General features: G+C 66.6%; 23 protein-coding genes. 5 read left to right on the top strand and 18 right to left on the bottom strand.

The annotated features are described in order from the left end of the window. Positions 1-31 precede the first annotated feature (31 nt). The 11 genes from DN412_RS07625 to DN412_RS07575 all read right to left on the bottom strand — a co-directional run bounded on the left by DN412_RS07625 (position 32) and on the right by DN412_RS07575 (position 12,112). The gene (locus DN412_RS07625) at positions 32-754 is read right to left on the bottom strand and encodes a Crp/Fnr family transcriptional regulator (RefSeq protein ID WP_078198677.1); all 723 of its coding nucleotides are present in this window, start codon (positions 752-754) and stop codon (positions 32-34) included. A 438-nt stretch (positions 755-1,192) separates the two neighbouring features. Then, a complete protein-coding gene (locus tag DN412_RS07620) occupies positions 1,193-3,682 on the bottom strand; it encodes a glycoside hydrolase family 2 protein (RefSeq protein ID WP_115014040.1) in 2,490 nt (829 codons plus the stop codon). Positions 3,683-3,798: 116 nt separating this feature from the next. Next, positions 3,799-4,779 carry a DUF1839 family protein gene (locus DN412_RS07615; protein ID WP_115013941.1) on the bottom strand — a complete coding sequence of 327 codons (981 nt, stop codon included), beginning with the start codon at positions 4,777-4,779 and terminating at the stop codon, positions 3,799-3,801. Beyond that, the gene (locus DN412_RS07610) at positions 4,780-5,775 is read right to left on the bottom strand and encodes an amino acid--[acyl-carrier-protein] ligase (RefSeq protein ID WP_115013940.1); all 996 of its coding nucleotides are present in this window, start codon (positions 5,773-5,775) and stop codon (positions 4,780-4,782) included. A gap of 10 nt (positions 5,776-5,785) precedes the next feature. Then, the gene (locus DN412_RS07605) at positions 5,786-6,991 is read right to left on the bottom strand and encodes an acyl-CoA dehydrogenase family protein (RefSeq protein WP_115013939.1); all 1,206 of its coding nucleotides are present in this window, start codon (positions 6,989-6,991) and stop codon (positions 5,786-5,788) included. Next, positions 6,988-7,239, bottom strand: coding sequence for an acyl carrier protein (locus DN412_RS07600; protein WP_115013938.1), 252 nt, complete (start codon positions 7,237-7,239; stop codon positions 6,988-6,990). The genes DN412_RS07605 and DN412_RS07600 overlap by 4 nt, the downstream gene beginning before the upstream one ends. Before the next feature lie 107 nt (positions 7,240-7,346). Beyond that, a complete protein-coding gene (locus tag DN412_RS07595) occupies positions 7,347-8,750 on the bottom strand; it encodes an undecaprenyl-phosphate glucose phosphotransferase (protein ID WP_115013937.1) in 1,404 nt (467 codons plus the stop codon). A gap of 129 nt (positions 8,751-8,879) precedes the next feature. After that, on the bottom strand, positions 8,880-9,548 hold the full coding sequence (locus tag DN412_RS07590; RefSeq protein WP_115014039.1) for a phosphatase PAP2 family protein: 669 nt from the start codon (positions 9,546-9,548) through the stop codon (positions 8,880-8,882). 473 nt (positions 9,549-10,021) lie between these two features. After that, on the bottom strand, positions 10,022-10,336 hold the full coding sequence (locus tag DN412_RS07585; protein WP_115013936.1) for a hypothetical protein: 315 nt from the start codon (positions 10,334-10,336) through the stop codon (positions 10,022-10,024). A gap of 96 nt (positions 10,337-10,432) precedes the next feature. Further along, complete coding sequence (locus tag DN412_RS07580; RefSeq protein WP_115013935.1) at positions 10,433-10,930, bottom strand: helix-turn-helix domain-containing protein; 498 nt, start codon at positions 10,928-10,930, stop codon at positions 10,433-10,435. 327 nt (positions 10,931-11,257) lie between these two features. Then, complete coding sequence (locus DN412_RS07575; protein WP_115013934.1) at positions 11,258-12,112, bottom strand: helix-turn-helix transcriptional regulator; 855 nt, start codon at positions 12,110-12,112, stop codon at positions 11,258-11,260. A 521-nt stretch (positions 12,113-12,633) separates the two neighbouring features. On the opposite strand from DN412_RS07575, the gene DN412_RS07570 reads away from it, so the two are divergent. Then, positions 12,634-14,247: a phage integrase family protein gene (locus tag DN412_RS07570; protein ID WP_115013933.1), complete on the top strand. Its 1,614-nt coding sequence runs from the start codon at positions 12,634-12,636 to the stop codon at positions 14,245-14,247. 87 nt (positions 14,248-14,334) lie between these two features. Here DN412_RS07570 and DN412_RS07565 read toward each other — a convergent pair whose 3' ends face one another. After that, positions 14,335-15,348 carry a ParB/RepB/Spo0J family partition protein gene (locus DN412_RS07565; protein WP_078198666.1) on the bottom strand — a complete coding sequence of 338 codons (1,014 nt, stop codon included), beginning with the start codon at positions 15,346-15,348 and terminating at the stop codon, positions 14,335-14,337. Between the two features lie 5 nt (positions 15,349-15,353). Continuing rightward, positions 15,354-16,010, bottom strand: a complete 657-nt coding sequence (locus tag DN412_RS07560) for an AAA family ATPase (protein ID WP_078198665.1) — start codon at positions 16,008-16,010, stop codon at positions 15,354-15,356. 377 nt (positions 16,011-16,387) lie between these two features. On the opposite strand from DN412_RS07560, the gene DN412_RS07555 reads away from it, so the two are divergent. Next, complete coding sequence (locus tag DN412_RS07555; RefSeq protein WP_006159056.1) at positions 16,388-16,591, top strand: cold-shock protein; 204 nt, start codon at positions 16,388-16,390, stop codon at positions 16,589-16,591. Between the two features lie 126 nt (positions 16,592-16,717). Here the strand turns inward: DN412_RS07555 and DN412_RS07550 are convergent, their stop codons facing one another. Together DN412_RS07550 and DN412_RS07545 are read right to left on the bottom strand one after the other, a co-directional pair. Next, on the bottom strand, positions 16,718-17,812 hold the full coding sequence (locus DN412_RS07550) for a replication protein RepA (RefSeq protein WP_115013932.1): 1,095 nt from the start codon (positions 17,810-17,812) through the stop codon (positions 16,718-16,720). Between the two features lie 1,670 nt (positions 17,813-19,482). Continuing rightward, on the bottom strand, positions 19,483-19,686 hold the full coding sequence (locus DN412_RS07545) for a cold-shock protein (protein WP_022539866.1): 204 nt from the start codon (positions 19,684-19,686) through the stop codon (positions 19,483-19,485). A gap of 427 nt (positions 19,687-20,113) precedes the next feature. Between DN412_RS07545 and DN412_RS07540 the strand changes: the two genes are divergently transcribed. From DN412_RS07540 to DN412_RS07530, 3 genes are all read left to right on the top strand, one after another. Continuing rightward, positions 20,114-21,490, top strand: a complete 1,377-nt coding sequence (locus DN412_RS07540) for an NCS2 family permease (RefSeq protein WP_115013931.1) — start codon at positions 20,114-20,116, stop codon at positions 21,488-21,490. A 678-nt stretch (positions 21,491-22,168) separates the two neighbouring features. Further along, on the top strand, positions 22,169-22,639 hold the full coding sequence (locus tag DN412_RS07535; RefSeq protein ID WP_115013930.1) for a hypothetical protein: 471 nt from the start codon (positions 22,169-22,171) through the stop codon (positions 22,637-22,639). Between the two features lie 125 nt (positions 22,640-22,764). After that, positions 22,765-24,132, top strand: a complete 1,368-nt coding sequence (locus tag DN412_RS07530; protein WP_115013929.1) for a sigma-54 dependent transcriptional regulator — start codon at positions 22,765-22,767, stop codon at positions 24,130-24,132. A 117-nt stretch (positions 24,133-24,249) separates the two neighbouring features. Here the strand turns inward: DN412_RS07530 and DN412_RS07525 are convergent, their stop codons facing one another. The 3 genes from DN412_RS07525 to DN412_RS07515 all read right to left on the bottom strand — a co-directional run bounded on the left by DN412_RS07525 (position 24,250) and on the right by DN412_RS07515 (position 25,632). Then, the gene (locus DN412_RS07525; protein ID WP_115013928.1) at positions 24,250-24,645 is read right to left on the bottom strand and encodes a hypothetical protein; all 396 of its coding nucleotides are present in this window, start codon (positions 24,643-24,645) and stop codon (positions 24,250-24,252) included. 117 nt (positions 24,646-24,762) lie between these two features. Beyond that, complete coding sequence (locus DN412_RS07520) at positions 24,763-24,987, bottom strand: hypothetical protein (protein ID WP_244222586.1); 225 nt, start codon at positions 24,985-24,987, stop codon at positions 24,763-24,765. Between the two features lie 441 nt (positions 24,988-25,428). Further along, positions 25,429-25,632 carry a hypothetical protein gene (locus DN412_RS07515; RefSeq protein ID WP_244222585.1) on the bottom strand — a complete coding sequence of 68 codons (204 nt, stop codon included), beginning with the start codon at positions 25,630-25,632 and terminating at the stop codon, positions 25,429-25,431. Positions 25,633-25,705 lie beyond the last annotated feature (73 nt).

Raw genomic sequence — 25,705 nt, 5'->3', positions numbered from 1 at the left:
ACGGCGCTGAACGCGCCGTGCGCGCCAAGCTTCACGCGTGGGCCAGCGCCGGCAACAGGCGGTCGTACTCGCGCTTGACCAGCTTGTAGCACTCGCAGGAGTGCTTCTCGAGGCCGCAATGATCGAGGATGGTGATATGGCCACGGCTGTGATGGATCAAACCCAGGTTCTCAAGCTTGCCGGCGGCTTCGGTGACGCCCTCGCGGCGCACGCCCAGCATGTTGGCGATGACCTGCTGGGTGATCACCAGTTCGTCCGAGTTCATGCGGTCGCGGGCCAGCAGCAGCCAGCGGCACAGCTGCTTGTTCAGCGAGTGATGGCGGTTGCACGCCGCGGTCTGCGCGATCTGCGTCAGCACCGCCTGCACATACAGCAGCGTGACGCGCTGCAGGGTCGGCAGGTAGGCCAGCTCGGCCCGCAGCGCGCGCGCCGGAATGCGGTAGGCGAAACCCGGGCTGCGCACTTCGACGCGGCTGGGCATGGTGTCGCCGCCCGTGACCACCGGAATGCCGACCAGCCCTTCGTTGCCCACGGCAGCAAATTCGACAGTGGCGCCGTCTTCGAGCAGCGACAGCAGCGACACCACCGACGTCGTCGGAAAATACACATGCACGATGCGCTGGCTGGTGTCAGTCAACAGTTCGCCGGCGCGCAGCCGGACCAGCTCAAAGTGGCGCGACAGCGTTTCCCACTCCTGCCGCGGCAACGCATTGAGCAGATGATTGACATGCAGGTCCGACCGTTGCGTGATCATGTTGTTTCTCCCCGTTCACCCGAGAGCGGCACTGGGCCGCCTGCGCGCACTGGCTGCGTGGTACAGACGACCCGGCGATACCGCTCCACCCGTTACTGACGCTTATCGACTTGTTGACACTGCTGAGGACTGACTCGTGGTTGGCTGCAACCCCTTGTTGCCGTACTGCCGCGCAAGGCTGCGGTGCGCTTTGTGCTGCCTTGTTGACTGTATTAAGGGCTATCGCACACTGAAGCGACAGTAGGCTGACGGTTGGTACTCGCTCATCCATTGGTTGGTTGGTAGCAGGCGGAAGCGGAGCCACGACGGCGTCCTCATGGCGCGTCGTGACGCGTCACGGCACGTCCGGCTGGCGGCAAATGCAAGTGCCTGCCGGCGGCGGCGTGCCGCCAGGCAAGGCATGGCAAAGGGAAGGGACGCCAGGGAGACGCTTGCGCCCTACGCGTCGTAGCTGGCGGGCTGGTCGGCGTTGATGGCGTAGATCTCGCCCGAAGGGATGGCGCCGGCTAGCGTACCCACCCCGCTCTCATTCATCAGGCGGATACGCCGCGTTTCCCCCGGGCCGAGGTGGAACCAGTCCTGCTCCGGCAGGAAGGCGTGATCCTCGATATGGACCCAGCGCGCGAAGCGCCGGGTGCCGACCGTCAGCCACCACTCGCCCTGCACGCATTCGACGCTGCCGCGCAGCTCCGGTGCGCGCAGCGCGCTGGCGCGCCGGTCAGGCAGGTAGACCGCCTGGCTGAGCGGCGCGGCACCACGATCATCGTCCGCCTGGAGGGTGGCCAGCACCACATCATGGGCCGGCGGCCCAAAACGATAGGCGTAGGTGAAATCGAAGAAATGGTCGAGCATGGCCGCCGCCGCGATCCGGCACGATTCGCGCGGCTGCAGCGTCAGCGGCTGCTGCGCTTGTACCGCAACCGCTTCGCCGTCGCGCAGGCAGCGCAGCGTCAGTTGCACGGTGCGTGGCTGCGCGGTTTCGTTGATGACGTGCACGTGCAGGCCGTTGAGGCCTTCATCGGTCAGCAGCACCTGCAATGGCTGCCACACGCTGCGCAAGGCATGCCAGGGCGATTTGGGCCGCCCGCATGCATCGACAATGCCCCAGCCCGCGCCCGGCAGCAGGTCCTGCAGCTGCCACACCAGCCCGCCCGCGCAGGTGGAACCCACGCGGCGCCACTCGCTGAAGACCTCGGTCATGATCTCGGCCACCACCGCGCGCGACAGCGCCAGGTAGCGCGCCGGACGCTCGTAGCGCAGGCGCGGCGGGTCCACCTCGTACAAGGCGCGCAGGTAGAAGTCGCGGATGTCCTCGAAATCCCAGGCTGCGCCGGCATCGCGCGGCACCCGCGCCTTCCAGCGCGGATCGTGCAGCGGCTGGGTCAGGCCGTTTTCATTCAGGGTGCGCGCGCACGGCACGTTGGCAAAGGCCAGGCACTCGGACGTAAAACGCACATTGGCCAGCCGCGCATCCGGCAGCGGGCGTTGGTAGGCGCCCACGCCGTAGTAGTGCGTGATGCCGGTATCGGGCTGGAACGGCCAGGCGCCTTCGCTGGGCGAGTTGCGCACATAGATTGCGTCGGGACGATGCGCGGCCACCAGCGCGGGAATCAGTTCGTCAAAGAGCGGCTGGCGCCAGTCGCCGCGCGGCGTGCCCATCATCGCCGCCTGCTGCTCGGCTTCGCTGCCGCCGCACAACACCGCAATGGCCGGATGCGCGCGCGTGGATTGCAGCCACTGGCCGACTTCGCACGTGGCATCCTCCATCAGGCCCCGCGATGCATCCAGGTCCGCGCCGTAGTCGAAATTGGCGAACATGAAGTCCTGCCACACCATCAGGCCCAGCTCGTCGCACTGGCGGTAGAAGGCCTCGCCGGGGTAGCAGGTCACGCCACTGACCCGCACCATGTTCATGCCTGCATCGCGCGCCAGACGCAGCCAGCGGCCCACGGCCTCGTCGGTGTCGGCCAGTCCGGGCAGGTCATGGCTGGACACACAGGCGCCGCGACAGAACACGCGCTCGCCATTGACGCGCAGCGCAAACGCGCCGGGCTCGCCCTCGCGGTCCTCTTCGATGGTGCGAAAACCCACCTGCGCGCAGTGCAGGGTCTGCCCGCCGAGCCGGGCCTCGACCCGGTACAGGGCGGGTTCTCCATGCGTATGCGGCCACCAGCGCCGGGCTTGCGCCACCCGCAGCGTGCCGGCGAGCACATGCTCCGACATCCGCTCCAGGTTGCCGCGGACTTCGCCGCTGGCATCCACTGCCCGGCAGCGTGCCTGCGCCGGCGCCGGCCCCGGGAAATGCAGCCTCAGCGCAATCACGCCGTCCGCGCCCTCGAGCTGCGTGGACACGTCGGCGCGCACGCCGTGCAGCGCATCGGTACTGGCGGGATCGAGCAGTTCGATGTCGCGCCACGGCCCGACCGCGTGTACCGGCGGACACCAGCCCGGCATGTGGCCGAGCAGCGTGGTGCGCACCGCGCGCAGGGTCGGCGGCACGATCATGCGCGGCTTCCAGCGGACCTGGGCGCGCTGCTTGCGCAGCCACGGATGCAGCGCGCGAAAGCACAGGTGCAGGGTGTTCTCGCCGACCAGCTGCACCTCGACCTGGTGGGCGGCGAACATATGGCGCGTGGTCAGCACCAGCACCCCGTTGAGCCACACTTCGGCCAGCGTGGCCAGGCCATTGAAGCGCAGCTGGCGCCCGCCGCTGCCGGCAAAGCGCAGGCGGTACCAGTAGTCATGCCGATGCAGCGGCGGCGGCGCGCTGTCGTCCCAGCGGCCAGCCGCGCGCATGGCCGCGGCCACCGTGCCGGGCACCGGCGCGGGCAGCCAGGCCGCGTCGGCCGACAGCTCCGCCGGGCCTTGCGCCGCGCCGGCAAGGGTCTCCAGCCAGCCCCACTCGCCGCTCAGGTTGCACGGGCCCATGGCAACGCCGGGCGCAATCGCCAGGGTCGTCGCAGTGGCCGTCGTGGCGGTTGTGGCGGTGGTTGTAGCCGTGGCCGCGGGCTGGGCTTGCGCCAGCTGCGCCACGTCGCGCGCGCTCATGCCACGCTCGCGCCAAAGTGCGAGGCCAGTGCCGGCACCGTGCCCTGGTAGGCCTGCTCGAGCTGGTCCAGGCAGTCCTGGCATGGATCGGACTTGCGGCTGATGACAGCGCGCATCAGGCGGAACTGCATCACCATGGCCTCGGACGCCATGGTGTAGCAAGCCTCGCCGATGGCATCCGGCAGCGCATTGCCGTGCAGCACGAGCCAGCGCAGGTAGCGCCCCAGCAGTTCGAAATTGACGCCGAGCTGGCGCAGCACGCTCGCCGCATAGACCTGGAAGTTGGGCTCGCCGCGTGTCATCAGGTGTTCGAGATGGCCCGGAAACGCCATGCGGAACACGCTGATCGGGTTCTGCTGCGGCCGGCGCGACAGGTGATGGCGCAGCAGTTCCAGCGAGGTGCGCATCAGCGCGGCATCGGCCAGGGCGGAAAAGCGCCGCCGCGCCACCGAAGCATGTGGAAAGCCCGGCGGATCCCCGTACGCGCCCGCCGCCGGGCGAAAGATGGCGGCATAGTCCTCGCCGCTGGCAGTGTGGTAGCCGTCACCGTGGAAATAACCCACGGCGGCGGCCTCGGGCACCAGCACGTCGATACCGATGCACGAACGCATATGCTGGCGGCGATACGTGCCGGCCGGCGGCGGCAGCCGATAGCTGTCGACTTCCAGCAGCACCACGTTGCCGCGCGCGGTCTGCGCGGCAACGTGCGCCTCGAGGCGGTCGTACATCGACAGCTCGTGCGTGACGATGCCGTACAGCTGTTCCAGGTCGTTGACCGGAAACGCGGAGAGCGTGAACTGGTCACCCTCGAAATCCTGGGCCACGGTGAAGGGCAGGGCGGCAATGGGTTCAAGGTCCCAGCCCTGCAGCAGCTCGACCCACAGGTCGATCTGCTGGTTCGCATGGGACCAGACCGGATTGCCGCCATGCCACGCGGCGCGGCCTCCTCGTACCCTCGCCCTGCCGTCGCCGTACATTTACCCCCCCCAGAGCGTGTCGCGTACCGCTTCTGGCCAGCGGGCCGGGTCCAGGCCGTGGTAGCGCAGCAGCGCCAGCGTCATGCGCTCGACACCGATGCCGACGCAACCGGTGTGCGCGATGCCGCCGTCCGCGGTGCGCAGGCCCCACATGGTGCCGAAATGGTCCATGTGGTAGTTGAAGCTCATGCACGCCGTAGGCCCTGCGCCATCGTTGACCGGGATCAGCAGTTCGAACTTGAGCTTGAGCTCGCGCTGGCTTTCGGCCACGAGCTTGCCGCCACGCCCGAAGAACGGATCGTTGGCAACGTCGATCTCCACCGGCAGCTGCAGACTTTCGCCAAGCTGCAGGCCGCGCGCGAGCCACTGCTCGCGGAATGCGGTGATGCGCTCCGGCGTGCCCAGGCAGACATACTCGCGCTGGCGGAACAACTGCATGCGGGTCGGCTCGAGCGACGGCTCATGGCGGAAGCAATACGACAACACGTCCACCACCTTGCCGCCCTCGGGCAGCGGGCCGCGCCGCGCGATCACCGGGTAGATCGGATAGCAGGCCGCGGGGGTCAGGACCACGCCCGTCGGCTGCTGCTGGTCAGTCCAGTCCTCGTTGCTCTCCAGGCGCGCCAGCAGGCGGCGGTGGCCCTTGTCGTCGCCGCAGAAGCTGTGGATGGTGCCTGCCAGCTGCGGGAAGCTCTTGAGGTAGCCGCTGTTCTCGAAGTCCGCCTGGCCCATGGCCGGCGGGAAGCGCAGCGATTCGGCATCCTGATCGTGCCCGAGGCGCGTCATGGCGGCGTTCACGCCGTCACAGATGGATTCGAAGGTCGCGTTGCGGCCGTAGATGCCGCGCACGCCGGTCTCGATCATCAGGCCCTCGGCAAGCAGCCGCTCGAGGAACGTGGGCGTCGATGACGCGGGCTGGATGCCTGGCGCGGGCGCGTGGGCATCGGCCACGGCGCCGCCCATGGCGCCGGTGTCGGTCAGGGTATGAGCGTCCATGTGGCCTCCCTCAGGAACGGTCGGCCAGCAACAGATTGGCCGTGTTGGTCAGGATCCGATCGTTGTTGATCATCAGCGGAGCCGACCACAGATCGCGCAGGTGCCGCCCCAGGCTGAACGGCGTGCCGTGCTTGTATCCGGCCATGCCGCACACCAGTATGGCCTGCTGCACGACCTCCAGCGCCAGCGTGGACACCGCGGTCTTCAGGCCGTTCATGCCGGCGGCCAGCGCGAAGGCCGCCGACACCGACGGCTCGGCATGGCGCCGGCGCTGTTGGTCCAGCGCCAGGTCCAGCCGCCCTTCGATCAGCTGCAACAGGCTGACCGCTTCCGCCACGCGTGCCGCCGAAGGCGGCAGCGAGCCCGGCCGCGCGCGTGCCTGCCCCTGGAAGAAGGCCTTGGCGCGCATCACCGCATCGCTGCAGATGCCCAGCCACAGCGCGCTCCACAGAATGTGCGACACCGGTGTCATGGTGGCGTCCGCGATCTCGCCGAACGGTACCGGCAACACCTGCGCCATGTCGCCCGTGGCTTCGAGCCGGAAACCGTTGCTGCACGTGCCGCGCATGCCAAGCGTGTCCCACGTGCTGAGGCTTTGCAGCGTGTAGTCCGACTTGAGCGCGCACACCAGTACCTGGTCGGACGGCGAGGCATCGGGGTGGCGGCGCGATGTGACCAGAATGCCGTCGGCATGCGCGCCATAGGATATCGTCGGCGCCATCTTGAGCAGGTGAAAGCGCTCGCTCTCCACATTGAGCGCGCAGCCGCTGCTGCGCAGCGCCCCGCCGATCGCTTCTTCGGAAGTGGCCGAGGCCATCAGCAATTGCTCCGCGGCGATCCGTGACAGCAGGGTCTCGTGCCACGCGCTACCGGCGCCGTGCTCGATCACGCACGCCACCTGGATCTGGTGCATGGCGTAGATCATCCCGGTCGACGCGCACGCGGCGCCCAGCACGCGGCAGATCGCGGCCACAGTCGCCAGCGAGGCCCCTGCGCCGCCCTGGGCCACCGGCACCATGGCGCCGATCAGGCCAAGCTGGCGCAGGCTGTCGAAGGCCTCATGCGGGAAGCGCGCGTCGCGGTCGACGGCATCGGCATGCGCCTGCGCGATGCCGGCAGCGGTACGGGCGGCAGCGATCAGTTCTTCGCCGCTCGCCAGCACGGCGTCGGGATCCGCACTGGAATGGGCCAGTGCCACCCTGGCGACGGGGTTCATGCTGCCTCCGGCTGCTGCCGGATCTGCTCGACCGCGGCGGCGAGAGAGTCGACGCTGCGGAACAGCTGGCGCGTCAGCATCTGGTCCGGAATCTCGATATCGAACGCGTTTTCGAGCGCGAGCATCACGTGCACGGTGGCCAGTGACGACAAGCCGGCGGCATACAGGTCATCGCCGTCTGCCAGGTTGGCGACCGGTACATCGAGCCGGGCGACTTCGCCCAGGATGTTGCGGATGGTTGCTTTCATTTAACACCTCCCGTTTTATGGTGCGCCCTATTGCACGCGTATCAGGCCTCGGCTTCGGTACGTTTGCGCACTAAGACAATGCGCCCCCGGGCACCGCCGACGCCGTATCAGTACGCACTCGCGCCGGTCCAGCCGTGCAGCGCGGTGCGCAGGATGATCTGCAGGTCTAGCTGGAACGACCAGTGCTGGATGTAGTAGATGTCGAACTCGATACGCCGGCGCATTTTCTCGACGGTATCGGTCTGTCCGCGCAGGCCGTTGATCTGCGCCCAGCCGGTGATGCCCGGCTTGACGCGGTGGCGCAGCATGTAGCGGTCGATCAGTTCCTTGTAGAGCTCGTTGTGCTCCATGGCATGGGGGCGCGGGCCCACCACCGACATGTCGCCGCGCAGGACGTTGAAGAACTGTGGCAGTTCGTCCAGGCTGGTGCGGCGCAGGAACGCGCCGACGCGCGTAACGCGCGCATCGCCGCGTACCGCCTGCGTCACGCCCATATCGGCGTGCTGGCGCATGGTGCGGAACTTGAAGACATCGAACGGGCGCCCGTCCATGCCAAGCCGTTGCTGGCGGAACAGCACCGGCCCCGGCGACGACAGCTTCACCAGCGCCGCCACCACCAGCAGCAGCGGCGACAGGCCCACCAGCGCGGCCAGTGCAAAGGCTCGGTCGAAGCTGGCCTTGAGCAGGCCGGTGATGCCCGACACCGGCGGGCTGTTCAGGTCGATCACCGGCAGGCCGAGAAACTCGCTGAAGCGGTGACCCAGCAGCTCCACCGACATGACGTCGGGGATCCAGCGGATGTCGATCAGCTCATTGCGGAACTGCCGCACCACGTCATACAGGTCCCGGCACGCTACCATCGGCAGGGTCAGCCAGATTTCCCTGACACCCTGGCTGTGCACGAAGATACTGACCTCGGCCATGGTGCGCAGCGAGCTCACGCCGTCCGGCACGTTGATGGGCTCTTCATGGTAGATGCCGACGACCCGATAGCCCGCGGCGCGGATCTGGTCCACCCGCTGGTACATCTCGCGGCCGAGCGGGCCGTAGCCGAAGATCACCACGCGCTTGGCGTTGATGCCCTGCTCGCGCACATTGCCCAGCATCCGGAACATGACGGCACGCACGCCGGCCAGCGCCAGCATGCTGCAGCCAAACCAGCCCAGCGACCAGACCCGCGACACCGCGGCGATCTGGTGCATCAGGAAGGCCGTCATCAGCCCGACGATGAAGACGGTGCTCCAGGCCGCGAGCAGGCGCAGCACAAGCGCCGCCCGGCTGCGGCCGCGCCACGACTCATAGATGCCGAAGGCGGGAAACACCGCCAGCACGCCGACCGAACACAAGGCGGCCAGGAAGCCATGGACCGGCGCGGCGCCACGGATGCCTTCCGGAAAGTACAGCGCACCGATCACAATCGCACAGGCACCGACCAGCACGGCGTCAGCCAGCCGGTACAGGATGTGCAACGCCGTATAGCGATCTGCCGTAAAGGTTGAAATGGATGCCATGACCGCCCCACCGCGCGCAATTCTTGATGGGACGATAGTTGCCGAGCCACCATGCAGTGTCTGTTGGCGGGCGCACACAGCCCGCGGCAGTGCGGTCGACCTGGGGTGGTCAACCTGGTGCGGCAACCCTCATCGAGGCAGACGTGCGCGAATGGTGACGTGGACGGCAGCGTGCAGATGCGGAGGCGCGCGCATGGCCCACTCGCCGCGCTGGAACGGGCGGTCGCGCCCGGACAGGAACATGGCCAGTTGCTGGATCAGCGTATGCGAGGCGCCCACTGTCGCGGTCATCGGCATGACCAGCGCCGTGCCAAGCGCCAGCCCGGCCAGCACCATCGCCAGCGGGCCGTGCGGCGTTGTGCGGCGCAGGATGAACGGCAGGCTCACGCAAAGGCCCACGGCCAGGCCACCCGCGACTTCGGACACCGAATGCGCATGCAGCGCAAGGCGCGAGACGCCTACCAGGAATGCGAGGCACACCCCTGCCCCTGCCGCCATCCACCCGAGACGCGTCCAGGCGGCGGGCACCGCAAGGTAGAGCATCACCGGCAGGACCGACGCGGCCATCATGGCATGCCCGGAGAAGCCGGTGAAGTCGAGCGCCTCGCTGCCGATACCCCAGCCGAGAAACGCAAGCTTGGATGCCAGCACCAACAGCGCCGCCGGCAGGAACGCCAGCACCCAGTGACGCGCACTGCCGGGCGCGCCGCGCCAGTACAGCCACAGGTACAGGAACACCGCGCACGGCAGCAGGTACGCGGATTCGCCGAAGAGGGAGACAAGATTCCAGTGGCTCATGGGCGTGCGGACGCTGGAGGAGTCAGAAGTCAGGAAGCAATGGGGGTAGCCTACCATCGCGTGGCATGCGGCGGCATCGTCCGCATTGCCTGCGGCGCCGGCTGTACGCATCGTCCGCGCATGAGCAGGCGCCGTCCGGCTTGCCGGTGGAGGTGCAGGGAAGGTTGAGGGCACATTGCGGCATTGGCCTTCTGGTGGATAGAGAGTCTTTGCGCAATTGGATATGTTCAATCGGGATCGCTGCCCATGCTTCACCGGGCAGCGTTTTCAAAGCCCGCATGGTCCCCCGGTCGGCGGGCTTCTTTTTTGGCCAGCCGGCCAGGGAAGCGTTACCGGGCGCTACCAGCGCTACTTGCCGCCACCAGGCCCCACGGCGCCGACAAACGCGCAGACAAGGGACTCACAAACGCACAGCGGCACCGGGCGCTCGCGCCGGGTGCCGCTGCACAAGAGCTACGCGCGTGCCTGCAGGTTCAGGTCACCAGTGACGGCGGCACGCGGAGCCGATGTTGGGCAATGATCAGCGCCTTGAGACTATCCACGCGCAGCAGCGCTTCGCGCTCGCCGGCCGCGCGCGCGGCATCGGCGGCAGCCAGTTCACAATCGAACTGACGCCCGTGCAGTTCTCCCCGGTAGAGCAGCGGTTCATCGCTGCCGGCAGCGCAATCCGCGCCGCAACCTTCTCCACATTGGGCTGCGAGCCTGATCTCGAAGCAGCACGCCCACTTGCCTCGGCCTTCGCGCACGGCAAAGCCGCGCACGACGAGGAATTCCAGTCCGGGCTTCATACGACCCCCTTCCCTCCCGGGGCGGCCGGCCTGCGAATGTGGGCCAGCTTCTGCTCCGGGCGAATCAAGCATAGGCGATCGGCACCGTTACGCCCCTCATCCGGTGGTTGTAGGACGGCTCGCACAAACTAGGGAGGGAGACACCGGGCAAGCCCCGGTAAGCGACAGTGCCATGCGCGGGAAACACTGACCGCCGGCCCACACCAGCGCGGTGGCCGCGCAGACCAGGTCGACCGCTGCCGGCAATGCCAGGCATCCGCTGGCGCCGAGCAGCGCGGCATGCAGGATCAGCGCGGGATCGAGGCGGTCGGACAGCACCAGCCAGCGCCGCGGCGCCAGGCGCGCCTGCAGCTGGTCGAGCAAGGCGCGGGGGTCGCCCTCCAGGCCGGTGCAATCGACCACGGCAATATCGGCAGGGTCTGCGGGCGCCAGCGCCGAAGCGTGCGATGGCGCCGGACGCATCGATGCGTGCTGCGATTCCTGCAACCATTGCGGAGTGCGCCAGGCAATCGGCTGCGGCAAGTTCAGCGTGTTCAGGCGCCGTGCTAGAACACGGCACATCATTTCATTGCTGGCGATCAGGTAGGTCGACATGGACTCGGTCCGGCGGCAGCCCCGGGCCGCAACTGCGCTTGCCACCCGGTCGGGATCCGGGCTGCGGCGCGGCCCGGCTTGCAAGGCATCCACGCAGCGCCAACCCGCCGGCGAAAGTGTCTGCAGATACCTTCCATCAGAAGGTAGCAAGCCGTTGCGACCCCTGCCTCATGCTTTTGGCTGAGAGCCGCGCGCCAGATGGATGAGCCGCCGGGGCCGACGCAGGAGGCTGGCCGCGCGCGCTGCGACCACGCCCTCATCCCCGCACTGTCCGCTTCGCCCCACGCGCCATCATCCCGCCATCACCTCGTCATCGGCCCGGTCGGTTCAGGCAGCCTGGCAGGCTGGTGCCGGCGCTTGCGCGCGCAGCGCCGGCGCGGTGCTCGCCGGTCCCGTCCAGTTGAGCGTGGCGCCTTTTTGCAGGGCGACGTAGACGGCCTCGCCCTTGTTGCGCACATGCAGGCGCTGATACAGCGTGCAGGCATGCGTCTTGGCGGTGGCAATCGAGATGTTCAGCATGCGGCTGACCGTCTTGATGGGATAGCCCCGCGCCAGCAGTGCCAGCACTTCATACTGGCGCTCGGTAATGTTCAGCAGGTGCGCGCCGGCAGACGGGGTCTCGAATTCCGTCGCGTGCGCCTGGAAATAGCGCTGGGGCATCGGCGCCGTGCTGTCGTGCACGGCATCGCCCACGCCGGCGCGCAGCGCCACCACCCGGGCATCACCGTGGCCGGCTGCCGCGGGCACCAGCGCATGCCCGGCATCGTCCCCGGACTGCTGGCCAGGGACGGACTGAGCCCACGCCGGGAAGCATTCGCCGCCGGCCAGCACCAGGCGCACCGCCGCATCCAGCGCATCCGCACTGCAACTCTTGGGAACGAAACCGCGCACCGGTTCAGGCAGGCCGGCATCCGGCAGCCGTGGCGCCGCCTGATCGCTGAGGACCAGCACCCGTTGCGGGCGCAGCCGTCGGCATAGTTCATCCAGCATCGACCATCCGCTGGCCTGATCGGCCGGCAGGCCATAGACCAGCAGGTCGGCCTCGTCCAGCCACAGGTCGGGATCGATGGGCGCCAGGGGATCGATATCGATCAGGTCGCCAGGAATGTGTGCTTGGACCAGCAGATGGCGCAGACCCAGGCGCAGGAGGGGGTGAGGCTCGATCAAGAGGATGGTGGCCATGGCCGCTCTCTTATTATTGCGGCAAGCACGGACCCCGCGAAAATCCGCACTTGCTTGTCGGACGTGCACCGCTATCCTGCGGTTGCACCTCCATACGATCCGCCAGTGCTCCGGGCCGCCGTGCAGCCTTCCCGTCTGGCCGCAGGTCCGTACTTCCCCTGGAGATACCGGATCGCCCCGGTTTGCGTTGTTTAGACGCTTATGTTGAACAGTCTTAGATGTGACTGAAGTCTGATCTAAGTTTTTATAACTCCTGACCTGCAGCATATGAAACGCACCCAGCGATTGCAAGGTGATGGTGCGCTGCGACGGGTAATCCCCAACCCGACGCCGACCCGCGTCAATCCGCCGTTGACCCAAGCATACGGATTGCACAATGCGCCGGGGGATGTCCAGGCAGCGAAAACGCGCATAAAATTATCGGCATTGCATTTTGCTATGCATTTCAGGGCGGATGGATTCTCGCTCTCCTCAAGTGCCTTATAAATCAATAAGTTAGCTATACAGCGCAAGCCTGTCCGATGATTCCCGCCACGACGACCATCAGCCTCACGCGCAGCGAGTTCGCCGCCGTGCGCGCCTATGTCCAGGGCATGCCGGCGGCCATGGTCGTGCCCCGCTACCTGGCCGACGAAGCCGATGACGGCGACGACGGCGCCGAATCGGCGCTGCGGATCCTGCTCGCCTTGCGCGACCGCATGGTCCAGCTCGCGCACCTGCATGGCCGCGCGGACCTGGGCGAATTGCTGCTGGCCGGCCCCGGGCGCTCCAACCGCGGCATGGATCGCCGCGTGGATGCACTGGGCGAGCTGGAAAGGCTGGGTACGGCTGCGCCGCGCGCGCAGCATGGCGTGGAATTGTGGTTTGCGCCTGCCCTGGCCCGACGCTTGCGCAATGCGGAAATTATGACGCTTAGTGCTCTTTTTGAGCAAGCCAATCGACGCGGCGCCGCCTGGTGGCGGGCCGTGCCGCGGATTGGCGCACTCGCCGGCGGCGCGATCAACCGCTGGCTCGGCGAGCATCGCACGGTCTTCAAGGGGGATGATGGCAAGCCGCTGCTGGGCGCGCACGTGGGCAACCGGGTGCCCCTGGCACCGGCAGCGCTGGGCCCTGCCATGCGCCAGCCGCTGCCGCTGGAATGGCTCAGCGAGGCATCCGCTGCGCCTGCACCAGGCGCCGCCAGCGGCTGCCCGTACAGCCAGGGCATCACAGTGGTCAAAGCCTGGTTGCGCGAGGCCGCGGGAGGCCGCGGCAGCACCTTTGCCGCCTATCGCAAGGAAGCGGAGCGCTTGCTGCTGTGGGCGGCGCTGGAACGCCACAAGGGGCTGTCCCAGCTGGACCTGGACGACCGCCAGGCCTACCTTGCCTTCCTCGCGCAGCCCGAGCCCGCCAGCCGCTGGTGCGGCCCGCGGGCGCCGCGGCAGCAGGCAGCATGGCGGCCCCTGACGGGGCCGCTCAGCCCTGCCAGCCAGCGCCACAGCATGCGCGTGCTGGCGGCCCTGTTCCGGTGGATGCACGACAACGGCTACCCGTGCGCCGCGCGCTGGCCGGCGCAAGCCGGGGAGATCGCCGAGGCTTCGATGGCTGCAGCCGCGCCTGCGGCTGCGACCGCACGGCCAGTCCACACACCGCTGTCCGACAACAGCCTGGCCCTCTTCCTGTCATGGCTGGAGAAGCAGGCCGGCGCCAGCGACGGCCTGCGCTACCGCACTGCCCACGCGGCGATCCTGCTGTTGCGGGACCAGGGGCTCAGCCTGGAGCGGCTGACATCGGCCACGCGGCGTTCGCTGGGAGCCCGCGGGCCGGCATCCGGCGCGGCGAACAAGCTGTCCGAAGGCGTGGATGCTGCGAACCATCCGTCTGGTGTTCTTGCCCCCGGCACACAGCGCGCACTGGCCCTGCACTGGCACGACCGGAATCTGCAATGGGATGGCTCGGGCACCGAAGAGGTCTGCCTGATCGGCCCGCCCGCGACGCCACCGACCGGCCGTGCGCAGCGCAAGCAGGCGGCGCAACCGCTCGGTGGCTATTCGGTGCGGGGACTTCACGCGCTGCTCGCGGCCATGCTCGAGCGCTATTGCCAGGCTTGCGATCCAGCGTTTGCGGCCAGGTCGCCGCGCGACCTGCTGGCCTGAAGACGGCGCAGGCAGTGCTGTCACTGCCGCGCGGAGTTGACGCTCAGGGGCTACACCGGGCCGAGGGGAGCCTGGTACGCGCCCGGTTCAGAGCAGCGTCTTGTCCAGCCCAAAGCGGGCCTTGAGTGCTTCGACCAGTGCCTCGCGGGCGCTGCGGTCGGTCAGCTGCACGTCCAGCATCACGCGTCCGGAGTCCCATTCCTTGATGGTACCCAGCAGCTGGCCGCTGTCGGTGCGGATCTTGTACTGGCGGCTGATTTCCTTGACCTTGCGCGACTTGCCTTCCTGCGCGTGCTTGCGGATGGCCTCGACTTCGCGGCTGGATAACCCATCGTTGATAATGCGCGCGGCCAGCTCGCGGGTGCGCTCCTCACCGGCCAGCTTGCAGTACAAAGTCAGTTCGTAGCCCGCGGCAATGCCGATCGCGCTCGGGCGCTCGCGCATCACGCCGAGCACAGACTCCGGCAGGCGCAGCAGCGCCAGGGTCTTGTTTACGGTGCCCGCCGAGATCCCGGTCAGTTCGCAGATCTCTTCTTCCTTCTGGACCTTGCCTTCATCCAGCAGCTGGCGCCAGGCGATGGCGTTGTCGAGCGCCGACTGATCCGAGCGCTGCTCGTTGAGCATGAACGACAGCCGGTAGAAATCCAGGTCGCTCAGGTCGCTTTCGACAAAACATTCCATCTCGAGCTTGCCGGCGGACGCCAGGGCTCGCTTGCGGTAATGGCCGTCGATCAGGATGTAGTGGCCCGGTCGCGCCGGATCCGGCGCCGCCAGGCCGGGTGTCTTCTGGCCATGCGTGGCAATCGACGCGGCCCGCTCCTGCACCACCGCGGGATCGTAGAGACGCCGTGCGTTCAGGGGATTGTCGTGCAACTGCGCCAGCGGAATCCGGATCAGCTGCCTGCCCGCCGCTGCTTCGCCAAGACTTTCAGCGCTGAAAACGGGCACCGCATCCGCTCCCCTGCCCTGCAGCAAACCGTTCGGATGCTGGGAAATGGCCGCTTCCGCGCGGGCAAAGCGGTCCAGGGTTTCGCTGCGGTTCTTTTCGGCCGCCATGCCGGCGAGCATGCCAGCCTTCAGGCTCTTCAGTTTGGTAGCCATGCCTATTACTCAATCAAAGACAACACTTCGTCGACCATCATGTCGACCTCCTGCACCGCTTCGCGCGCGCCCGCGACGCCATGCACGGTGCAGCCGATCGCCTGGCATTCCCGGAATGCCGAGCGCGACCCGATCATCGAATTCAACAGCGGGACGTCACCGTCATCGCCAAGGATTTCAATCGCCTGACGGGCAATCGAAACCCGGCGCTGGACCATATTGGCCATCACCCGAATCAGCAGCGACTCGTTCTGGACCTGGGCATGTCGTGCCAGCGTCTTGGCCGCCACTGCCGCCCACAGATCCGGGGGCGACGGCACCACCGGAATGATGGCCAGGTCGGAAATCAGCAGCGCGCTCGAGGGCGCCGCAGAATGCACCGCCGGCGGGCAGTCCACCACGATGTAGTCATAATCCTGGACAAATTTGCGGACCTCTCGATGCATGGCCCCCCCGGAAGGCGCCAGGCCGATCACGGAGGCGGGAAAAGGCCGTTCGTCGCTGGCCTGTGCGGCCCAGCGGGTGGCGGTGCCTTGCTCGTCCATATCGACCAGCATCGATCGCGCGCCGCGCAGGCCGAGTGTGCCGGCAAGGTGCATGCTGACCGTAGTCTTGCCGCAACCGCCTTTCTGGTTAAAGACTGTGATGATTTTGGCTGGCACTGCGACCTCTCTTTCAGCGCTGAAAGCGCGGTTGATTCTTAAGGCGCAACTGTAGCCAAAACGAGGTGATGCATCAACCGTTTTCCAATTTTACAAAGTTTATGTTTCCTCCCTCCAGGGCAGAAGCCGCCATCTCCGGCACGGAAAGGCGCAAGACCGTAAAATTGCTTGAAAAGCAGGCGGCAATGTGCCTAAAGTATCTGTAGTGCGCATTACGCCGCACATGACACCGCAATCCAAAGTGGTTATGATGCGCGCTACAGTCGAGTCAAGTCATGTCAACCTCGTCGGCTTCCGTTCGGTATCTACGAGAACTCAACGTGCTTGAACGGTTGTTTGCGTTGTGTACAAGAACTTGCTTCGAAAAGGAAATTCCTATGGCAACCGGTACGGTCAAGTGGTTCAACGAGACCAAGGGCTTTGGCTTCATTACCCCGGACGACGGTGGTGCAGACCTGTTCGCGCACTTCTCCGAAATCCAGGGTTCGGGCTTCAAGACCCTGAAGGATGGGCAGCGCGTGACGTTTGAAGTCAAGCAAGGCCCGAAGGGCCTGCAGGCTTCGGCGATCAAGCCGGCCTGATCCAGCCTCGGCTGATCCCCTCGCCCGCTGCGGATCCGTCCGCAGCAAACAAAAAAGGCAAGCGTCCAACGCTTGCCTTTTTTGCATTCAGGGCCGCTCGGTACTGACGCCGGCCGCGCCAGTCACTCAGCCGAGTTTCCGCACACTGGTACGCGACGGCTGCAGGATCAGCGCCTTGGACGAATCCGCATCGACCTTGGCACCGGGGTACACCACCAGCACATCCTTGAGCGCCTTGCGGAACAGCGCGCGGAACTTGCGCTCGCTTTCGGTTTCGGTGCCAAACTGCATCTGCAGCGCTTCCCAGGGGATCTCGGTGCGGCGCTGGATCGTGAAAAAGCGGTAAGTCAGCCACGAATACACGTCAAGCGCGAACGGCGACTGCTTGAGGGCCTTCAGCGCGCGCATGTCGACGGGCACGGGCCGGTTGACCAGTTCGTTGAAGAATGGCTCGGACAGCACCACGAAGCTCTCGAACATCGAACCCTGGCCCGGTTGCATCGGGTCCCACCAGGTCGACAGCTGGTCGGCCAGCAGGTAGCCCACGCGGTCGATCGACAGCGGCTCATGGTTGGGATTCTGGTTCTGGCTGGGCGTCGACTTGTTCTGCACGATCGCAATGGTTGCGGAGAACAGCCGGATCATCTGCTGGCGTACCAGCGTCATGGTGCCGCGCTTGCCCCCGGTGGCCATCGGGATGCCCAGGTTGTACATGAACTCGGACAGCGAATTACCCAGCGAGATACGCCGGTCTTCCACCGTGCCGGTGAATTCGCCGCGCTTCTTCTTCGCCATGATCTCCTTGCCGATCCAGGCAAGCATCAGGCGCGGATAGGAGCCGTAGGGGTAGCCCAGCGACACCGTTTCGGACACCAGCTTCTGGCGGCCGTTGGTGGCACGCTCGGAGCGCTGTTGCGTGAAATAGCCAGGCTGGATCATCAGCGAAATATTGCCGCTGGTGCGGGTCCAGACCGGCGGCGCGCCCTTGGGCGCACGGTACGGCAGCGTGACCTGGACACTGGCGCGGCTCAGAAAGCCGACCTCGCCGCTTTGCCAGGCGTCTTCACGCTCCATGGCCTGCGCTTCGTCGAACAGACGCTGGAATTTCTCGGACGGAACCAGGTTGTTCTCGTTGCCGGGAACAATGATGCGGGAGGGTTCGGCGTCCAGGTCGAGGATGCGGCGATCCCCCGTGGTGGCCGGGGAGCGTTTGATGGGCATATTGGCGTGCTTCGGATTACCCGCCTTTGTACGCGAAGCCGCAAAGCTTGTCACGCAGAAACAGGTACGCAAGCAATTGCGTTGCTGATCGGGGTTTCTGCAAGCCGGTGGATCTAATGGCTGGTCGCATGGTGGCGGACGGTGGGCAACCCGCCAGGGTTGTCCACGGTTCGCCAGCCATCAGCTACCAGTAAACGATACCGATACGGGTTAACTACTTGTAAACCGTATACGTGAAGTTCAGTCCCTTGATTCTTAAGGAGAAAAGAGACCCCGGCGAACCCGATTCTGCGGCGTTCCGTACCCGATTCAGCGAAGGGCCGAACCCGTATCTGCGGCCAACCGAACCCGTATCTGCGGTCGGCGCGAACCGGATTCTGCGGGGATAACCGGGGGCGTCCACAGGCTTTTCCACAGCTGGCGGGCCGCCAGGCGTACCCGTTTCTGCGAAGCCGCTGCACGTAAACGGCGTTTACGCGCAGGTTCCGCCCAAAAACCGGTGGATAACCCCGCGGCAAGGTGGTTATCCACGCAGAAACTAGTTCGCCGACAGGCCGCCTCCAGGCTTGCCTCGGGGCCTGCGCGTACCCGTTTCTGCGCTACACCCCCCGAAAGCGTACCTGTTTCTGCGCCGGCCCTGAATCAGGCCTTTCAGGCGGCACAGCGTACCCGTTTCTGCGGCGTACCCAATTCTGCGAACCCGCCCGGCCGGAGAATTCCTGGGTCAAGCGTACCTGTTTCTGCGTGCATGTCCGGAGACCCGTGCGGCCAGACCGTACCCAATTCTGCGTCGCAGCCATGCTGGTGCCGGGCGAACTTGTCACCAAGTTTCCATGATACACCTTAATTGTAGAAAAAGCTAGCGCTTACACTCTACGTATACGTTGAGGCGATTGGGTTCTGCTCTCCGTACCCGTTTCTGCGCATTCCCTGCCAGCGCTCAGGTCATTCTGGGGCGCGGGCGCAGGGGATGCGCGCAAGGGCGTACCCGATTCTGCGAACGCGAATGCGGATCTACCTGAGCTAATGCGTACCCGTTTCTGCGGGCAGGTCGATGATGCTGGCGGCGGCGAGCGGATATTGCTCCGCAGCATCATGCGTACCCATTTCTGCGTCCTGGCTGCAGGGCCGCCATGTGGATAGATCGGGTGCGGTGTCCTGGCCGGCGAGCGTCGGTCGTGGCATTAATTTCGGCGCAGGATCCACGGGCGTACCCGTTTCTGCGCGACGGCAGGGCGATTCAAAACTCTAGAAACAAGCCGGGCGTACCCGTTTCTGCGAGGCCGGGCCTGTGCTGATCTGTCGAGGGCAAGCGCATGCGTACCCATTTCTGCGAGGCGGCAAGAAGGGCGAGCGGGCTTGCAGCGCAACAATGCGTACCCGTTTCTGCGTGCTGGGGGGCGGGAGGGAGGGGTCGGCTGACGCGCACTGCTGGGCAGTGCGCGTCAGCCGCGTACGCCGCGAGCATGGCCGGCTGCCGGCAAGCCGAGCGTCGAGGGGAAGCGGAGAGGCCCGAAGCGAAGAGGCCCGAAGCGGCGGGTGCGGAAGCGGTCGAAACGCTGGAGCGAAGGCGACCCGCATACGCGATACGGCGCCAGAAAACAAAAAACCCCGCCATGTGGCGGGGTTTTACGTTGTCGGCGCGCGCAAGGCGCGCCGGCGGTCAACGCTTACAGCGGGGTGATGTTCGCTGCCTGCAGGCCCTTCGGGCCGTTCTTGACTTCGAACTGCACGCGCTGGTTTTCCTGCAGCGACTTGAAGCCGTCGGAGCGGATTTCCGAGAAATGGGCGAAGAGGTCGTCACCACCCGCGTCCGGCTTGATGAAGCCGAAGCCCTTGGCGTCGTTGAACCACTTGACGATACCGGTTTGCATGATTTGCTTTCCAGAAAAAGGACATAAAAGATCGCATGACGAAAACGTCATCCGACACGGGGAACTCAAGGAAAGGACACCATGGACAACCGAAGTACCAGACGGTGGCTAACGAATGAACTGTTGCCTCGTCGCTTGAATCTAGGCGGGTTTATACGGGGGATTGCCGCCACCGTCAAGATGGGAACGCCCCGGATCCGGGGCTGGCATCGCGCGTGCACGCCATGGGATCATCACGCCTTTTGCATGTCGCTTATTCGTGCACACCGTGGCGAAGCGTGGACGGCCTGTACCAGAGTACGCTTGCCGCATCGTGGGGCGCAGGACGAGACAGCCAGGCTGGTCCGGGCCGCCCAGGCGGGCCATACAGCCCATCGCGCCCCGCGCCAGTCGCCGCGGACACGATAACGATATCAGGAGACCATTCATGTCGATGCCGGAACCCGCTTCCAAGCCGGGCACGTCAACCGCCAATGTGCCGCAGGGCCAGCCCCGGGCCGCGCCTTCAGTGATCGAACGCGTATTCAGGCTGCGCGAGCACGAGACGGATGTCCGTACCGAGATCCTCGCCGGCATCACCACGTTCCTGACGATGGCGTACATCATCTTCGTCAATCCCTCGATTCTCGGAGATGCAGGCATGCCCAAGGACGCGGTGTTCGTCGCCACCTGCGTGGCCGCGGCGATCGGCACCCTGATCATGGGCTTCTATGCCAACTACCCGATCGCGATGGCGCCCGGCATGGGCCTGAACGCCTATTTCGCCTACACGGTGGTCAAGGGCATGGGCTTCCCGTGGGAGGCAGCGCTCGGCGCAGTCTTTATCTCCGGCTGCCTGTTCCTGCTGGTGACGCTGTTCCGCGTGCGCGAGATGATCGTCAATGGCATTCCGCACTCGATCCGCGTGGCGATCACCGCGGGCATCGGGCTGTTCCTGGCGATCGTCGCGCTGAAGAACGCCGGCATCGTCGCCGCGAGCCCGGCCACGCTGGTGACCATCGGCGACCTGCACCAGCCTTCGGCGGTGCTGGCGATCATCGGCTTCTTCGTGATCGTGGCGCTGGACCACCTGCGCGTGAAGGGCGCGATCCTGATCGGCATCCTGCTTACCACGCTGCTGAGTTTCGCGTTTGCCGGCAACACGTTTCACGGCGTGTTTTCCGCGCCGCCTTCGCTCAGCCCGACGCTGTTCAAGCTCGATATTTCCGCGGCGCTGTCGATCGGCATCATCAACGTGGTGCTGGTGTTCTTCCTGGTGGAGCTGTTTGACGCCACCGGCACGCTGATGGGCGTGGCCAATCGCGCGGGCCTGCTCAAGGCCGGCAAGATGGACCGGCTGAACAAGGCGCTGATGGCCGACAGCACCGCGATCATGGCGGGCTCGTTCCTGGGCACGTCGTCGACGACCGCGTATATCGAAAGTGCGTCCGGCGTGCAGGCGGGCGGGCGCACCGGCCTGACCGCGGTGACGGTGGCCGTGCTGTTTCTTGCCGCGCTGTTTATCGCGCCGCTGGCGGGCACGGTGCCGGCCTATGCCACTGCGCCGGCGCTGCTGTATGTGTCCTGCCTGATGTTGCGCGAGCTGCTGGAGATCGACTGGAACGACGTCACCGAGGTGGTGCCCGCGGTGATGACCGCGCTGGGCATGCCGTTCACGTATTCGGTCGCCAACGGTGTCGCGTTCGGCTTTATCAGCTACGCCGTGCTCAAGCTGCTGACCGGGCGCGCGCGTGGCGTGCCGGTCATGGTTTGGATCATCGCCGCGGTGTTCATCTTCAAGTTCTACTATCTGCCGGGGCACTGAGCGCTGGCTGGCGGGCGGTAGCCGGGGCGGATGCAGAAGGGCGGCGCAGGCTGCCCTTTTTTCATGGCGTGATGATGTCGCTCCGATGACAGCGACCTGGCGCAGCGGCCGCCGCCGTCCGTACCCGTTTCTGCGTGCCGGCGATTGCGGCACCGGGTTGCCACGGCGTACCTGTTTCTGCGTGCCGGTATGGGTGGCAACGTCCCTGGCACCTGGCCCGAACCCACCACCAGTGGGGTGTCAAAGCGTACCCGTTTCTGCGTAGTATGGTTGGGCTATCGGGCTGGCTGCAAAGCCCGATGGTGTGCCTTCGCCAACGCATTCGCAAGTGTTGGCGGGGACTCATACCAAAGGATGAGATTGGCTGTAAGTCACCCACGCGGGGCTGGACAAACCGCCGCAAATGCACTGAACTATAGACGTGGCAAAGAGGGGCGCGGCAAGCGCCCCTTCTTGACTCCGGTGCATGCGGCAGGATGCCGGAGCAGACTGAAACGCTCCGGTACCGCCCCTCGGTTCCGGGGACCTTTCGGGATCAGACCGCCAGCAAGGCGGCGTGGGCCACCATCCGGGAGCGTGCGGAAAACACGCGCGCCACGCAGATAAGAACATTCCAAGACTGACAAGTGGTAACCGCAGACGTGTAGTGCCGGGGGATGTTGTTCAACGGGGATAATCATGACCGCAGGAGAGATCCGGCGACCCGCCATCGGGCCTGTCAGGGAGTCCAGTAACCGATCCATCCGATCCATTCATCATGCCTGGGCTGCCGTGGGGGAAGCCGCAGGTGAAGTGCCCGCCAGGCGGACTGTGCGTGAGGCTGCCACCGCCGATGTGGACGCCCTGCTTGCCGAAGACAGCGAACTGAGCGACAGCGCCCGCGCGGCCGTGGCAAACCTGCTGCGCCGCCATCGCCTGCTCGAAGGAGAACTGGCGCGCCAGCGCGCGCTGCTGCAGGAATGGATCCTGAGCCAGCTGACCTACAAGACGCTCTACTATCAGTACTCCGGCCAGTCGCCGCAGGCGCCACGCGTGGAACTGATGCGCGAGAAGGAGGCGGTGCGACGGCGCATCCGCGAGCAGCTCCAGCCAGGCACGGACTATCCTGGCGCGCCTGACGAAGCATCCCGCAGTCTGTCCAGCTCGTGACACCGACGTCGACCGCGGGCCCATGCCCGCTGCCAGTTCAGCCCCACCGCCCGCCCCGGCCGCGCGCCGAGGCGGCGGCCACGGGTGCCGGAACCAAGAACAAGCCTAACGTCCGGGAGATCGTGATGGACCGACTGTGCAAGGCGTCACGCACTGCACAGATCGTGGTCGTGTCGCGTCATGAAGATTTTGGTTTTGACCCGTCCGGTAGCGGTACCGAATGGGAAATCCGCCGCGTGCAGCAGATTCGCGACGTCGAGCGCGTGGTGCGCGCCTGCCCGCCAACGGCCGGCGTGATCGACCTCCAGTCCGACTACAGCGAGGCCGAGTTCACGCAGCTCGAACAGGCGCTGCAATACCTGCATATCACCTGGGTCGCCATCACCTCCGATACGATGCTTGCGCATGAGCGCGTGCGCCGGCTGATCCGCGATTACTGCGTCGACTACGTGCGCATGCCGTTCTCGATGCCGGATCTGCTGTACTCGCTGCGGCATGCGCAGGGCATGGCGTCGCTGCACGGCACGCGTGCGCCGGAGAGCGCGTCGCGCGGCACCATGATTGGCGAATGCGCCGCCATGCGGGCGATGTTCCGCTCGCTGGCCAAGGTGGCGCACAACGAGGCGCCGGTCTTCATCTCCGGCGAGTCCGGCACCGGCAAGGAGCTGGCCGCGCAGGCGATCCACGATGCCTCGAGCCGGCGCAAGGGTCCGTTCATTGCCATCAACTGCGGTGCGATTCCCTCGCACCTGGTGCAGTCCGAACTGTTCGGCTATGAGAAGGGCGCGTTTACCGGCGCGAACCAGCGCAAGGTCGGCTGGATCGAGCAGGCGCAGGGCGGCACGCTGTTCCTGGACGAAATCGGCGACCTGCCGCTGGAAAGCCAGGTGGCGCTGCTGCGTTTCTTGCAGCAGGGCATGATCACCCGCCTGGGCGGACACCAGTCGATTCCGCTGAACCTGCGCATCATCTCGGCCACGCACGTGGACCTGGTGGTGGCGCAGACCGACGGGCGCTTCCGTTCCGACCTGTTCCACCGGCTGTGCGTGCTGACGCTGACCATCCCGGCGCTGCGCGAGCGCGGCGAAGACATCCTGCTGCTGGCCAACGCGGTGCTGGCCGAGCACGGGCACGAGGCGCACCGGCGCATCCGCGGCTTCTCGGCCTGCGCGACACAGGCGATGATGCAGTACGCCTGGCCGGGCAATGTGCGCGAACTGATCAACCGCGTGCGCCGCGCCATCGTGATGACCGACAACCGCAAGATCACCGCCGAAGACCTGCAGCTGCATGGCGGGGCGGAGTTGCCGCGCAAGACCCTCGACGCGATCCGCGAGGAGGCCGAGCGCGAGGCGATCCGCACCGTGATGGCCAGCCACGGCTTTCATGTGGTGCCGGCCGCGCGCGAACTCAATGTGTCGCGCGTGACCCTGTACCGGCTCATGCACAAGCACAACATTCGTGTGGAGAGCCACGCCGCGGTCGGCGAATAGGTGCAACAGGCGCAGACCGCCGACAGGCGGTACCGGCCTGCTCCGAGGCGCCTGTGGGAAAGGGGAAGCGGCGACGTCCGCTCGCCGCTTCCGCCTTTCCCCGTGCCGGCCGGCACGTCAGCGCACAACCCCCAGGGGCCGCCCGGCCCCCGTCCCGCCCGCGAACCCGCCGCTGGCCGTATCCGCTGGCCCCGAGGCGAGGTTCATGCTGATCTTGCCGCGCGCAGGGCGCGGCCCGCTTTCATCCGGCTGTCGCCACGGCACGATGTCGAGGCGGCGCAGGCTGTCGCGCGCGTGCCGCTCGGGCGGCGGCAGCGCGTCGCCGCCCGGCGTGTCTGGTGACAGCTGCAACTCCCCCCAGGCCCAGCCGAAGCCGCGCACATAGACATCGTTGCTGACGGCGGCGTGGCTGTTGGCGCTGGCTGCGTCGGGGCGGTCGAACCAGGCATAGCTGGCCCCGGCCGCGCCGCTCGAGCAGACGGCCAGCGCGATGGCAAGCATGACGGCTTTCATGTCCACGCCTCCCTGTGGAAAAAAGGTGACCGCCGGGGGACGGAGCACCAAATTCGGGCGGATACGCTGGCTCGCGTGCCCGCTTGTTGTTTGTCTGCGGCACTGCCGTGCCGGCTGCTACGCGCGCCGCTTGCCCTCATGGCGGCGAAACGCAGGCCTGGCCTGCACAGGTCCCCGGGTCACCGCGCACGCGGCGCCTTGGGCGGCACGCGCAACCTGTGGCGCGCGCGCGCGCGGATAGGGCAGCAGCGGCGCCGACAGCAAGTCCACCTCTGACGGCGGCGGACCGGCCAGGCGGTAAGCGCGCCGGCGAGCCGTCATGCGGGAGGGGGGATGACGCATGGCTGGGTTCTCTCCTGTGTGCCAGATTGGGTCTGCACAGGGACGGGCGCAGGCTGGCAGGCCTGCGCTTGCCGGAGGCAGAGCGACAAGTGTGCCAAGGGCCGTAAAGGCTTGTGGCAGGCGGCTTTACGGCCCGCACCACCCATCCGGGTGGGCACAGGGGCGCCGCGGCGGACCAATCGGTTTCGCCGTTGCAACGCGGATGGCGCGCGTCGCGGCCGCGCAGGCACGGCACCGGCCGCCCCTTGCGCGCACCGGGTGGACGATTGCCGCGCGGCACGGCGCTGCCGCCACGGTCTTGCAACCCGTTGCGTGCTTGAAACAGGCGTTACATCAGTCTTGCCCGCGGAGTTGCGGCGCGCATTGAGGCTCAGGCGCACATCACGCTGGCGCGGCCACGCAGAAACGGGTACGCCCCGGGGTGCGCCAGCGTGCGTGGCGTCAGCGTGGCTGGCCCGATGCGGGGGCGCGTGGGGCGTCGGGGGTATTGGACGTGGCGGGCGCGGACGGCGCACCCGGCAGGGCGCTGGACGCGGTGCCGGAGATCGGCTTGGGGCCCGGCTGGCTGCGCTCGCAGCCGGCGCAGCCCAGCACTGCGACGATCATCAGCACGGCCGCGGGGCGTGTGCGGAGGTTGCAGGTCACGGGTGCCTCCTTGCGCCGGCGCGCGGGCAGGGATGCGCCGGCAGGTATGCCTGGTCTTACTGTAGCAGGTTGC

It is taken from the genome of Cupriavidus lacunae, assembly GCF_003353055.1.
Lineage (GTDB): Bacteria > Pseudomonadota > Gammaproteobacteria > Burkholderiales > Burkholderiaceae > Cupriavidus > Cupriavidus lacunae.
The sequence above is the reverse complement of the archived record's forward strand: the minus strand, read 5'-3'. Positions and strand labels throughout refer to the sequence as shown.